The 13,069-nt window shown below is 57.3% G+C and carries 11 protein-coding genes; 6 read left to right on the top strand and 5 right to left on the bottom strand.

Annotated elements, in window-relative coordinates; genetic code table 11:
- Window positions 1-127 precede the first annotated feature (127 nt).
- The 3 genes from BN1135_RS00970 (at window position 128) to BN1135_RS00960 (ending at window position 3,808) form a co-directional block, all read left to right on the top strand.
- Window positions 128-1,069 (top strand): LysR family transcriptional regulator, encoded by a 942-nt coding sequence (locus BN1135_RS00970; RefSeq protein ID WP_042018143.1) that lies wholly within the window; start codon window positions 128-130, stop codon window positions 1,067-1,069.
- Between the two features lie 127 nt (window positions 1,070-1,196).
- The gene (locus BN1135_RS00965; RefSeq protein ID WP_042018141.1) at window positions 1,197-1,805 is read left to right on the top strand and encodes a LysE family translocator; all 609 of its coding nucleotides are present in this window, start codon (window positions 1,197-1,199) and stop codon (window positions 1,803-1,805) included.
- A gap of 143 nt (window positions 1,806-1,948) precedes the next feature.
- Window positions 1,949-3,808, top strand: coding sequence for a peptidase U32 family protein (locus BN1135_RS00960; protein ID WP_042018138.1), 1,860 nt, complete (start codon window positions 1,949-1,951; stop codon window positions 3,806-3,808).
- A gap of 89 nt (window positions 3,809-3,897) precedes the next feature.
- On the opposite strand, the gene rbsK is transcribed toward BN1135_RS00960, so the two are convergent.
- The 5 genes from rbsK to BN1135_RS00935 all read right to left on the bottom strand — a co-directional run bounded on the left by rbsK (window position 3,898) and on the right by BN1135_RS00935 (window position 9,431).
- Window positions 3,898-4,818, bottom strand: a complete 921-nt coding sequence (gene rbsK, locus BN1135_RS00955) for a ribokinase (protein ID WP_042018136.1) — start codon at window positions 4,816-4,818, stop codon at window positions 3,898-3,900.
- Window positions 4,819-4,833: 15 nt separating this feature from the next.
- Window positions 4,834-5,835 (bottom strand): GRP family sugar transporter, encoded by a 1,002-nt coding sequence (locus BN1135_RS00950; protein ID WP_042018134.1) that lies wholly within the window; start codon window positions 5,833-5,835, stop codon window positions 4,834-4,836.
- Window positions 5,836-5,895: 60 nt separating this feature from the next.
- Window positions 5,896-7,116 carry a PfkB family carbohydrate kinase gene (locus BN1135_RS00945; RefSeq protein ID WP_042018133.1) on the bottom strand — a complete coding sequence of 407 codons (1,221 nt, stop codon included), beginning with the start codon at window positions 7,114-7,116 and terminating at the stop codon, window positions 5,896-5,898.
- Window positions 7,117-7,389: 273 nt separating this feature from the next.
- Window positions 7,390-7,890, bottom strand: a complete 501-nt coding sequence (locus tag BN1135_RS00940) for a methylated-DNA--[protein]-cysteine S-methyltransferase (RefSeq protein ID WP_042018132.1) — start codon at window positions 7,888-7,890, stop codon at window positions 7,390-7,392.
- Window positions 7,887-9,431 (bottom strand): AlkA N-terminal domain-containing protein, encoded by a 1,545-nt coding sequence (locus tag BN1135_RS00935; RefSeq protein ID WP_042018131.1) that lies wholly within the window; start codon window positions 9,429-9,431, stop codon window positions 7,887-7,889. Before BN1135_RS00935 ends, BN1135_RS00940 begins: the two co-directional genes overlap by 4 nt.
- Window positions 9,432-9,744: 313 nt before the next feature.
- Between BN1135_RS00935 and BN1135_RS00930 the strand changes: the two genes are divergently transcribed.
- From BN1135_RS00930 to BN1135_RS00925, 3 genes are all read left to right on the top strand, one after another.
- Window positions 9,745-11,922, top strand: a complete 2,178-nt coding sequence (locus BN1135_RS00930) for an AsmA family protein (protein ID WP_042018130.1) — start codon at window positions 9,745-9,747, stop codon at window positions 11,920-11,922.
- A complete protein-coding gene (locus tag BN1135_RS21930; RefSeq protein WP_175479096.1) occupies window positions 11,923-12,069 on the top strand; it encodes a hypothetical protein in 147 nt (48 codons plus the stop codon). It abuts the gene before it with no gap.
- 610 nt (window positions 12,070-12,679) lie between these two features.
- Complete coding sequence (locus tag BN1135_RS00925) at window positions 12,680-13,069, top strand: type IV pilin protein (RefSeq protein ID WP_042018129.1); 390 nt, start codon at window positions 12,680-12,682, stop codon at window positions 13,067-13,069.

The following is a 13,069-nucleotide window of genomic DNA, read 5'->3' as shown; positions in this document are numbered from 1 at the left end:
CAGGGCGAGCGGTAGCGCCATCTGGCCAGAAAGGGCTGCAAGGTGCTGAACATGGTAGGAAATTTTGCTTAAAACGCGGGACTCGTCTGCCCTAAGATAGGCGTTTCCCCACCGATGAGGGTATCCCTTGCTCAGAGCCAATCTCAACTTGCTGCCCACCCTCAAGGTGCTGCTGGAGACCCGCAATATCAGCCGCGCCGCCGAGCTGTTGCACCTGAGCCAGCCCTCCATCAGCAAGCAGCTTGCCCAACTGCGCAGCGAGTTCGACGACGAGCTGCTGGTGCGGGAGGGGCAACGCTGGCTTCTGACGCCACGTGCCGAACTGCTGGCCGCCCAGCTGGCGGATTCTCTCGGCGCGCTGGAGCGGCTCTACGAGGCGCCCGGGTTTGACCCGAGCCGTTGCGAGCGGGTATTTCGACTCGCTTCTTCTGATTATGTGGCCCAGCATATCCTGCCCGATATCTGCGCCGCGCTCGCCAAAGAGGCGCCGTTGGCGGCGCTGGAGTACAGCCTGTGGGACAAGCGGCAGCTGCCGCAGCTGTGGCAGTCCGAGCTGGATCTGGTCTCCACCATCACCGAACAGGTTCCGGATCAGATTCGTGGTCTGCATCAGGGGGAAGATCGGCTGGCGGTACTGATGGGAAGCCACCATCCGTTGGCGGGCAGGGCGCTGAGTCTCGATGACTATCTCGCCTGGCCTCACCTGCAAGTGAGCGGCGGTGGCGACAAGGACAGCCCGGTGGAACAGGTGTTGGCGCCGCAGGGATTGAGTCGGCGCTGGTTTGCCAGAGTTCCCTTCTTTCAGGCGGCGGTGGAGGTGTTGCTGCGTACCGATTGTCTGATGACCACCCCGGCTCATATCGCTTGGCAGCTCTCCTGCAGCCATGGGCTCACCTTTGTCGATCTGCCGTTTGCTACCCGTGACCAGCAGTATCATCTGCTGTGGCACCAGCGCCACCATCAGGATCCGGCCCATCGCTGGTTTCGCGAGCTGGCCTACCCCTTCCTGCGGGATCACCTGCAACGCACCGTCGGCGAGAGTCGCAAGCAGCTCGATCACACAGGTTAGCCCCAGTCAGTTGTGTGGCGCTATAGCCATTAGCTATGGAATCTATTCATAACTTTCACTACTGGCATAATGGTTCAACCCGTACCCTGAGTGCAGGTCATCATATCGAGCACAAAAGAGGGAAAGCATGGAACTGACGAGTTGGCTGGCACTGGCCGCAATCTGCGTGATGGGCGCCATCAGCCCGGGGCCGAGTCTGGCGCTGATCATCCGCAACACGGTGCAGGGCGGGCAGGGGCATGGCGTCGCCACTGCGCTCGGTCACGGCCTCGGGGTTGGCATCTATGCGCTGGTCACCGCGCTTGGCCTCTCCATTTTGATCACCCAGACCCCGATCCTGTTTGATCTGATCCGCTACGGCGGCGCCGCATTTCTTGCCTGGCTCGGGGTGAAAGCCCTGCTGGCAAAACCAGCCAGTAGTGAAGCGAATGAAGAGGTACACCAGCTGCGTGGTCGGCAGGGGGCCTTTGAAGGCTTTATGGTGGCCTTTCTCAATCCCCAGCTGGCGGTGTTCTTTATCGCTCTGTTCAGCCAGTTTGTGCGGGCCGATACCGGCTGGAGTGAAGGGGGCATCATGATGCTTACCGCTGGCGGGATCGATGCCGTCTGGTACGTGCTGGTGGCGCTGGTGCTCTCTCGTGGGCCCGTACTGGCGTGGCTTAAAGCCAAATCCTTCGTGATTGATAAGGTCAGTGGGCTGGTGCTGCTGGGATTGGCCTTGAAGGTGGTGCTTTAGTCCTCTCGTGGACGATCTGCTGCTGGCACGCAAGGTGGCCATCTAATCCTGCATTTTGCGGATACCTTAAGCGGGATCAAGGCACGCGGGCGGTGAATGGACTAGAGTAGCGGCCATTTGCTGTCCGCCCTGATCCCGAGACCATGCACCAGAACAAGCACCCTTTAAGCCACAACAACCGGTTGGAGCTGCTGGCTCCGGCCAAGAACCTCGCCTACGGTATCGAAGCCATCAACCATGGCGCCGATGCTGTCTACATGGGCGGCCCTGCCTTTGGCGCCCGCAGTGCGGCGGGCAACTCCCTCGAAGATATCGAAGCGCTGGCACGTCACGCCCACCGTTTCGGGGCCCAGGTCTTTGTTGCCTTCAATACCTTGCTGCACGATCACGAGCTGGAGCAGGCCCAGCGCCTGACCCACCAAATTTACGAAGCCGGTGCCGATGCGCTTATCGTGCAGGATATGGGACTGCTGGCGCTGGATTTGCCTCCCATCGCGCTTCATGCCAGTACCCAGACCGACAACCGCACGCCGGAGAAGGTGAAGTTTCTGCAGGATGTGGGCTTCTCTCAGGTGGTGCTGGCGCGCGAATTGTCACTGGCGCAGATCCGCGAGATCAGCGCGGCGACCAATGTGCAGCTGGAGTTCTTTATCCACGGCGCGCTCTGTGTCTCCTACAGCGGCCAGTGCAACATCAGCCACGCCCGTACCGGCCGCAGTGCCAACCGCGGTGAATGTGCCCAGCTCTGCCGTCTGCCCTGCTCGCTGCAAAAGCCGGATGGTGAAGTACTGGTGGCCGACAGCCACCTGCTGTCACTCAAGGACATGGATCAGACCGACAACCTGGAGGCCTTGATCGAGGCGGGGATCCGCTCCTTCAAGATCGAGGGGCGCCTCAAGGGGCTCGACTACGTCAAGAACGTCACCGCCTGGTATCGCAAGAAGCTCGACGCCATTCTCGACAGTCGCAGCGATCTGGTGGCCGCTTCGGCGGGTCGTTGCAGCTACAGCTTCGAGCCGGATCCGAAAAAGAGCTTCAACCGTGGCTCTACCGACTACTTCCTCAATGGCCGCCAGCAGGGGATCGACTCCACCAAGAGCCCGAAATATGTGGGTGAGCCGCTGGGTCGCGTTACCAGAGTCACCAAGGATGGCATCGAGATCGACGGCAAGCAGGTGACCCTCAACAACGGCGACGGTCTGGGCTTCTTCAAGCCGAATAACGAGCTGGTGGGGATGCGCCTCAACAAAGTCGAGGGCAAGCAGTTACTTCTCTCCGAGCGTATGCCGGGGCTGAAGGTTGGCACCGAGCTCTACCGCAACCATGATCAGGCGTTCAGCAAGATGCTGGAGAAGGCGAGCGCGGATCGCCGTATCCGGATCGATATGCAACTTGGTGAGTGCGACGAAGGGATCCGGCTTGATCTCACCGACGAGCAGGGCATCAGCGCCGCGGTGACCCTGCCGTGCGACAAGCAGCCGGCCGACAATCCGGAGCGGGCGCTGCAACAGGCGCGCGACCAGCTTGGCAAACTCGGCAATACCCTGTTTGTGGCACGCAAGATTGAGTTGGCATTCACTTACCCGCTATTCATCGCGGCATCACAGCTCAATGGGCTGCGCCGGGATGGTATCGCTGCGCTGGAGGCTGCGCGCGTGGCCAGCTACCAGCGCCCCGAGCGACGCATCGCTCTGCGGGATATCAGCTATCCCCAGCACCGTCTCTCTTACCTTGGCAATGTGCTTAACAGCGCCGCCGAGCAGTTCTTCCGCGAGCATGGGGTCGAGCGAATTGCTCCCGCCTATGAGGCGAACAAAGAGGAGGGGGAAGTGGTGCTGATGATCACCAAGCACTGCATCCGCTACAGCCAGAACCTCTGCCCGAAAGAGGTGCCCGGTCTCAAGGCCGAGCCGCTGGAGCTCAAGATGGGTAAAGATACCTTCCGCCTGCGTTTTGACTGCAACCGCTGCGAAATGCAGGTGATGGGGAGTTTGAAGAAGTGATTTCCAAACCGCAGTTCTGTTAAATCAGAGCGGGTCGGGAAGAAATAAAAAAGCCCCGGAGTTTGGCTCCGGGGCTTTTGTTTGTGGCATTAATGGTTGAACTGCTCGACCTCTTCCCTGCTCGGAATGGAGCTTTGCGCCCCCATGCGGCTGACCGAGATGGCACTGGCACGGTGGGCAAAGAGCACGGCATCGCGCAGGGATTTCCCTTCACTCAGCGCAACGGTTAATGCGCCATTGAAGGTATCGCCAGCAGCGGTGGTATCTTTGGCATCGACTCGGAAGCCCGCAATGATCTCCTTGATTCCATCGGCACTTTGCAGATACGCCCCCTTCTCACCCAGCGTGATGATCACATTCTTCACCCCTTTTTGCTGCAACAGGGTGGCGGCTTCTTCTGCGCTGGCGTGATCAGTCATCTTGATGCCAGTCAGGATCTCGGTTTCTGTCTCGTTGGGGGTGATAAGGTCGATATAGGGATAGACATCATCACTCAAGGGTTTGGCGGGTGCCGGGTTGATAATCACATAGGTATTGGCCTGGTGGGCCTCTTTGGCCGCCAGCTCCACCCCATCAATCGGCGTTTCCAGCTGCATCAGCAGGTAGTCTGCCTGGCGCAGGCTATCGAGTTGCTCGGTAACAAATTCTTTGGTCAGCATGGCATTGGCGTTGGGGGCAACACTGATGCAGTTGCAGCCTTGCTCATCGACCATGATAAGGGCCAAGCCGGTGGCCACATCGTCCAGTTGAACCATTTTGCTGGTATCCATACCGGATTGCTGATAATCCGCGATCAACTGGTTGGCAAAATCATCTTTACCCAGGCAGGAGATAAAACTGAGTTTACCGCCCATGTTGCTGACGGCTACTGCCTGGTTGGCGCCTTTGCCACCGCGAGCGCTGAAAAACTCATAGCCGATGATGGTCTCGCCTTTTTTTGGCAGATGGCTGGATTTGTTAACCAGATCCTGATTGGTACTACCCAGAACGACAATTTTATTATTCAACATGATAGTTATCCTGTATTAAATGCTATTCGCGGCGATGATCAGAGCAATGCCAAAAATATAGAAAGCAAACATAGCGTTGATGAGCTTGTTGGTTCCGGCTGGTGCGCTGGCAAATTCACGCCAGACAAAGACACCCCAAATAACGGCAATCATGGTGGCACCCTGACCGAGGCCATAGGAAATAGCGTAGCCAGCCGGGCCAGAGGCCAAAATGCTGAAGCTCATGCCAATACTCCAGATAATGCCACCGAGAATACCGACCGCATGCTCTTTGACGGTTCCTTTGAAGTAATCGCTACCATTAATGACCGGGCCAGAGATGGGCTTCTTCATCATGATGGTATTCCAGACAAAGCTGGAGAGGAGTACACCAATGGCAAAGAAGACCAGCGCGGAATAAGGAGTGAGCAAACCGGCTGCCGGTGCAGAAAAATCAGCGGCCATAGAGGCTGCGACAAAGCGATAGAACCAGCCCATGACCACACCGGCAATGATGGCAGTGATCAAACCACGCATTTTTGCGCTCTGCTGCTGCTTGAGACGGCCGTAAGCAATAGCAGTCAAGATAATCGCAACGGTGACACAGGCTACGCCGATAAAGAGCACATAAGGTTCGCCAACCGGTACGGCTAGATAATTGACGATAACGCCAAGTACCAGTGCAATCCCGACGCCAACCGGGAACGCAACAGCCATTCCCGCCAGCGCAATAGCGGCCACCAGCAAGATATTACCCAGGTTGAAAATGATGCCACCGAGGATGGCCAGGCCAAAGTTGTGCCAATCAGCTTGCTGTAAATCGGCTATAAAGTGGCGACCTTCATCACCGGACGAGCCTAACGTGAACGCCAGCAGCAAGGTAAACAACAGGATGCCGATTGAATAGTCCCAATAATATAACTGGAAAGGCCATTTTTTTTCATCAACCAGCTTGGTGGTGTTGGCCCAAGAGCCCCAACATATCATGGTAATAATACACATGATAATCGCAATGGAGTACGAGTGGATGACTAACATAAATACCTCTGTCAGTAATAGTGTAAATAGATTGGCAGTTAATTTGTTTGCAGTGTTTTGTTACAAATTATTTGTGGATAACCTTGCTTCAACCAGAGATGTGTCTGGCATATTTGATGCTCCACGACGTTCGACTTTCAATGATGCGAATGCATTGGCAAATATCAGGGAATCTTCAATCGATTTACCATTGGCAATAGAGGCAGCAAGCGATCCATTAAATGAGTCGCCAGCCCCACTGCTATCAATTACGGCTGCCTTGTGCCCAACCAAATGAAAGTGGCGGTTCCCGTTAAAATAGTGGCACCCTTTATCACCCAGCGTGATGATGACATGTTTAACCCCCAGCTTATATATTCTTTCTGCCGCCAGTCTGGCTGATTCATGATCATTGATAACAATGCCAGACAAATCAGAAGCCTCAATCTCATTGGGGGTGATGATATCGACAAAAGGCAATATTTTCTTCACGCTATCATTATATGGAGTCGGGTTGAGAATGGTAGTCGCACCACTTTTCTTTGCATAAGTTATCGCAAGTGACATGATGTCGAAGTTGTTTTCCAGTTGGGTCAAAAAAACGCGACAGTCACGAATATAATCGAGATCATGAATAATATCATCTACTGTGATGTGGCTGTTGGCACCCAAGTTAATTGCAATTTTATTTTCGCCAGAGGGTTGTGATACCAGAATAATGGCATTACCCGTTGGGTGCTCTGCATCCTCAAGAATATTCAATGAGGCAATATTGGCATTCGCCAGGTAGTTTTTGGCTCTATCGGCAAACAGGTCCTGACCTACCTTGATTGTCAGGTGAACCTGATCATTTATTTTTGCAGCCGCAATTGCCTGGTTTGCTCCCTTGCCACCACCATAATATTTAGTAGAGTGTGCCAGCACACTTTCCCCAACTTTTGGAAATTCATTTACTTCTAATACAATGTCAATATTGAATGATCCCAATATATAAATCTCTGGTGAGGTTTCATTGGCCCTGCTTACCGCAGGGTAACTCCTGGCCTTGGTGGTGGAGGGAGCCTCAAGCAGAGTCGATATATTGTTGATGGATGTTGATTCAAAATAGATGTCTTCATCATGTTTGATCAATCTGGCACCGCCATAGAACATTTCACAAAGATGCTTGTCAGCTAGCGCCTGCAAATCATTGCGGATCGTTCTTTCGGTCACAGAAAAAGTACCGGCCAACGCTTTTACACTGACTTCTTTATCAATTATTAGGCGCGTTTTGATCAGGCGTTGTCGGTCATTTTTATTCATTCAATATGGATTCGCTAACGGTCATTAAAAGTGGTTTGTGGTCAGCATAATACTAATTGAGCAGAGGGTAAAAATGAATGGTAATCACACTTGATAATCTGGAACGGAAAGGAAATTTCCATTTCAATTGTTGTGTTTTCGTTGGGTCATGGTTGTTGGATGTTGCGATATTACCTTAATGTGAAGGCTATCATGCCTGGTTTGTTATTTAACGTTACGCTATGTGCTCTCAATTATAATTTATGACGAGGTATAGCATATAACGTGTGATATTCAGGTAGCGTGGCTTGTTGTGGTATTACGCTGGCTATTTTCCAGATCCAGCAACATCTTTTTGATCTCCAATCCCCCCGCATAGCCTGTCAGGCTGCCGTTTCGGCCGATCACCCGATGGCAGGGGACTATGATCGAGAGCGGATTGCGGCCATTCGCCGCGCCTACTGCCCGTACCGCATCGGGTTTGCCGATGGCGCGGGCAATATCGCTGTAGCTGCGGGTTTCGCCGTAGGGAATATCACACAGCGCTTGCCACACCGCTTGTTGAAAGGCGGTGCCGCGGGCGGCAAGGGGCAGGGAGAAGCGCTGCAAGCGACCGGCAAAATAGGCGTCAAACTCGGCGAGGAAGGGGGCCAGCGCCCCGTGATCTTGCTGCCAGCCACTCATATCGGGCAGTGCCCGCAGGCCCGCCACAAAGTCCACATGCACCAGACCAGATTCATTGATGGCGACCAGCAGATCGCCGCAGCGGGTCGGCAGGATATCGTAGCGGATCATGGGGTTATCTCCTGTGGTTGGTTATCTGGCTGGTTTTCGTTGTCGGTGGCATGGCGCAGCAAATTGGGCGCTTCACTCATGGCGTGCCACAGCCAGCTGGCCGCATAGCTGCGCCACGGTTGCCAGGCCGCACTCTGCGCCAACACCTCCTTCACCGGCAGCTTGGCGCCGCCCCCCAGCGCCTTTTGCAGCACCAGATCGGAGGCGGGGAAAGCATCGGTATCCAGCCCGCAGCGCAGCCGCCAGTAAGAAACTGTCCAGGGGCCTATGCCCGGTAGCGCCAGCAACTGCTCGTCACTGGCCGTAGTGAGGGTCAGCTCGCCGCTGGCCAGTGCTTGTGCTACTCCCCGCAGAGTGCGAATGCGGCTGCCGGGCATGCCGATACCGTCGAGATCGAGTTCGCACAGCTGGGCGGGGGTCGGCAGCTGCGCCACCCCGAATTGCGCCTCGGTGCGTGCCACCAGTCGCCCGAGTATGGTGATGGCCCCCTTGACCGAGACCTGCTGGCCGACGATGGCGCGTAGCATCACCTCGTACTCGTCCCAGCCACCCGGTAACCGCACGCCGGGCCAGCGTGCCTGCAAACGGGCGAGCAGCGGATCCTGACCGAGCAGATCGCCGATCCGCTGCATGTCGGCATCGAGATCCCACATCCGGCGCACCCGATAGAGCAGATCGGGCAGCGCTGCGAGCGGCAGATCATGGACGGTGAGCTGCAGGCTATGCCCCTTGCCCTGTGCGATGCGCACCAGCGCGACCAGATCGCCGACCCGGTAGCGCCGCTCATACACCTCACCATCCACCCGCTCCAGCCTCGGGATCGCCCGCAGCCGGTAAAACGCCAGCATGGCCGCCACGTCATACGGGGGGTGATAGGGCAGTTGCAGGGTCAGGGTGGCGCCACGCGGCTGCGCGCCCATGTGCTCTGGCGCGTCATCGTGCTGCTCCTGCTGGCGCAGGGTGCGCGGGGCCAGCCGGTAGGCGTTGAGCCAGGCGTCATTGAAGCGGCGGATGCTGGCAAAACCGGCGGCAAATGCGATGTCGGTGATGGGCAGCCCGGTTTCGGTCAGCAGTCGTTTCGCGAGCAACAGGCGGCGCGTCTGTTCCACCTGTTTTGGCGAGGCACCAAGGTGCTGCTCGAACTGGCGGCGCAGGGTGCGTTCGCTGATCCCGGCCTCTTTAGCCAGTTCGGCGAGGGTGCCGTCAGCCAGCTCGCCGCGATCGATGCGGGCCAGCAGGCGTGCCAGTTCAGCAGGCAGATCGCCACGGGCGGCGGGGGCCAGCTCAGGGCGGCAGCGCAGGCAAGGTCGCAGCCCATACTGCTCGGCGGCAGCGGCGCTTTGGAAGTAGCGCACATTGTGCTCGTGGGGTGGCCGTGCCGGGCAGACTGGCCGGCAGTAGATGCCGGTCGAGAGCACGCCGGTAAAAAAGCGGCCATCGAAGCGGGCATCGCGGGCGAGCCGCGCGGCATGGCACTGTTCGCGGTTGAGGGTGTTGATCACCTCATCCGGTGACGACTCTGGGCTTGGCTTGGCATTCATTGCATGGCGGCTTTGCTTGGGAACATGGCAAAGAGAGTAAGGGGGCGAGGGGGCTGTGACTAGCCAGAAACGGACAGGGATAGCAAAAATCGGTCGCACCCTTTCCTTTCACCTTGTGTGGCTCGGCAGGGCAATTTAGCAGGGCAGCTCGGTAGGTCATGTGCAACGCATCTATCGAGTTGGTCGGCTACAGCCACTGCGACAGCATTGCCACCGCGCATCCCCACTGACGAGTACCGCTTTCATCGCCGCGCTCATCAGTGTGCTCCGGATGATATAGTCACTGTCAGGATCCGCATTCAAGGAGCTTGTTGTGAAGAAGATCATCTACATAGTGTTGGGAGTGGCAGTCGCCGCCGTGGTTGCTATTGCTGCCCTGGTCAGCCTGATCGACCCGAATCAATTCAAACCCCAGCTGGCAGAGCAGGTGCGCAACAGCACGGGACGCGAGCTGGTGATGACGGGAGAGATTGACTGGCGTTTCTGGCCGAGCCTCGGCCTCTCGCTGGAGCAGGTCGCCCTGCGCAATCCGGACGGTTTTGCCGAGCCGGATCTCGTCCGCTTCGAGCAGGGTGAGGCATCGGTGGCCCTGTTACCACTGCTCTCCCATCGGTTGGAGATCGGCAAGGTGACCTTGAGTGGCGCCCATCTCTTTATCCAGACCAAAGCTGATGGCAGCTCCAATCTGAGCGGCCTGATCAAAGACGCTGCTGCCTCAACTGCGACAGCAACGAGCGAGTCAGCTCAGCCTGCTGCCGCACCGGCTGCGGCTAGCGAGAGTCAGCCTTGGCAGATCAGCTTGCAGGGTGTCGCGCTCTCCCAGGCCAGTGCATTGGTGCAGGACGATCGCCGTGGTACTTCACTGCGGCTAGCGCGTCTCGATCTCGATATCGGGCAGCTGATTACGGGGCAGTGGGTTCCCGTGACCCTGGCCGCCAAGGGGAGTGCCGACAAGCTCGCTTTTGACGTGAAAGGGCAGACCCAAATCAAGCTGGCGCAAGAGGTGATGGCCAGTGAACTGAAAGATCTGGATCTCGGCGGTAGCCTGAGTGCACCAGCCTTGCGGCTCGATAACTTCTCCATCAAGGGAGATCGGCTGGCTTTGGGTGAGTGGAGCAACCTCACTCTGGCGCTCAAGGGGGCCAAAGGCGAGGGCACACAGTCTGCGCTGGCTGGCTCGCTTGAGGGGACACTCAAGGGACGGCTCGACAAGGAGATGAAGCTGGCCGAGCTCTCCGATGTGCTGCTGACCGCAGCACTGGAAGGTGATGCGCTGCCGCGCCCACAGATGACGCTGAAACTGGCCGGGTTTGCCCGTGCCGAGCTCGACAAGCAGTTGATTACCCTGAGCAAGCTGGTGATGAGTGCCGATGAGGCGCTGCTGAGCGGCGATGGCGCCGTGCAGCTTGGCGCCACTCCGGCAATCACCTTTGATCTCCATGGGGAGAAGCTGGATCTCGACAGCTGGCTCGCCAAGCCGACTCTGGCCACGACCGCACAGCCGAAAGAGGTCAAACCGGCGGCCAGTGCCCCCAACGCCGCGGCAAGCGGCAATAAAGCGGCAACTGGCAATAGTGAAGCCCTGTCCGCAGTCGAACCTGATCTGAGTGCGCTCAAGGGGGTGGATCTGGATGGTCGCTTGCAGCTCGGCAGCCTGCGTCTGAAAGGGCTGGATCTCGGCGCTGTGGATTTGCAGGTTCTGCTCGCCAAGGGGTTGCTTACGCTCAAGCAGTTCAACGCGACCGTGGCGGGTGGTCAGGTGACGGCGAACGGCGTACTCGATGCACGGCAGCAGCCAGTCAGTTACAAGGTGCACAAGCAGGTGGCCGGGGTGAACATTCGTCCCTTGCTGCAGACCCTGGCTCACAGCGATCTGCTGGAGGGCAAGGGCGATCTCGATGTGCAGGTGCAGGGCAGCGGTCTCTCCGCGCTGGCGCTGCGCAACCAGATGCAGGGCAACGTCACATTGAAGTTGAGCGATGGCGCCCTGCACGGCATCAACCTGCCGGAGATGATCCGCGAGGCGCGGGCTACCCTCACCGGCAAGGGGGCCGAGCAGGTGAAAGAGGCGCGCCAGACCGACTTCAGCGCCCTGACCGCCAGCTTCCAGATTGCCGATGGCATCGCCCGCAGCAAGGATATCCAGCTCTTTGCACCCGCCTTGCGGGTCAAGGGCGAAGGGCAGACTGCGCTGGTGCCGGAGAGCCTCGACTTCCTGTTTCTCACCTCCATCGTCGAGAGCAGCAAGGGGCAGGGGGGTAAGGATCTGGATGAACTGCAAGAGATCACCATTCCGGTGCGGATTGGCGGCCACTGGCAGGCGCCCAGCTATCAGCTCGACGTGAAGGCGCTGCTCAGCAACAACAAGCTGCTGGAGGAGAAGGCGCGCAAGGAGGCCGAGCGCGGTCTCAAGAAGTTGCTCGGCGACAAGGCCGATAATGATGCCGTCAAAGGGGTGGCCGATCAGCTGCTCAAGGGACTGTTCAAATAGGTGACGGTTCATATGGGCTGGCGGGAGCTGCGCCACGGTTTCGATCGGCAGCTCTCTTTCGCCCAGCAGAGCGTGGGTCAGCTGCCGGGCCGTGTCGCCCGCCAGCATCCCCGTGCGCAGGCCGGTTGCCACGGGCGGTGGGGCTAGTTCAGGTCGCCACTAGATGGCGGTCGAGAGCATGCCAGTAAAGAAGCGGTCATCAAAGCAGGCATCGCGGGCGAGCCGCGCGGCATTGTTCGCGGCTGAGGTTGTTGATCACCTCATGCGCTGACGGCTCTGGGCTTGGCTTGGCATTCATGGCGTGGCGGCTTTGCCGGGATATTTTGCTGGAATAGATGGCAAGAGAGTAAGGGGGTGACTAACCAGAAACGGACAGGGATAGCAAAAGTCGGCCGCACTTTTCTTTTTACTCTCTTTTTACCCTCTTTTTCACTCTCTCTTTTCACGCTTTCGTTTCACTTTCCGCCTAACTATCCGTCTCACTATCCATCTCACTTTTATCCATTTAGCGCGGTTCCAGCAGGGGATCGCACTGCGGATGGGTCGGGGGCACTATTAGCTCAACTTTATTTGCTTGGCGAGATTAGTGGTGGTGCAAGCGGCTTAAAAACTAATAACAGATCACATAATTATCTTTTTGTCGTTGAGTGAGGTGGCGTTGTATTGTTCAATCGAGATAGTTAATTTTTTATGATTATTAAGTTAGCTGTTTCACGGCCCAGGGCCGACCAATAACAACACTTGCCAAGGATGATAAGTGAGCGACTGTACGGCATGGCCCCATTGCCGGGGCTTTAGTCTGATCGAGTTGCTGATCGCCATGACGGTTGTCAGCATTCTCGCGGCCATCGCGCTGCCTGCGTATCAGGGTTATCTGCAACAGGGGCGTCGCTACGACGCGCAGCAGCAACTGCTGGAGCAGGCGCTCGCCCTCGAGCGTATTTATACCCAGCAGGGCCGTTATCCCGACCTGTTTGCCACCCCTTCCAACACGGATTTCTACCAATTCAGCTACAGCCAGCAAGACGCTGGTGACTACCTGCTCAAAGCCATTCCAACGACGCGACAACAGGATGAGTGCGGCACTCTGACCCTCGATCAGACCGGTTATCGCGCGGCCAATCGTCATGACTGCTGGGGATCATAA

This window comes from Aeromonas sobria (assembly GCF_000820145.1).
Lineage (GTDB): Bacteria > Pseudomonadota > Gammaproteobacteria > Enterobacterales > Aeromonadaceae > Aeromonas > Aeromonas sobria.
This window is presented reverse-complemented; position numbering and strand designations above follow the sequence as displayed.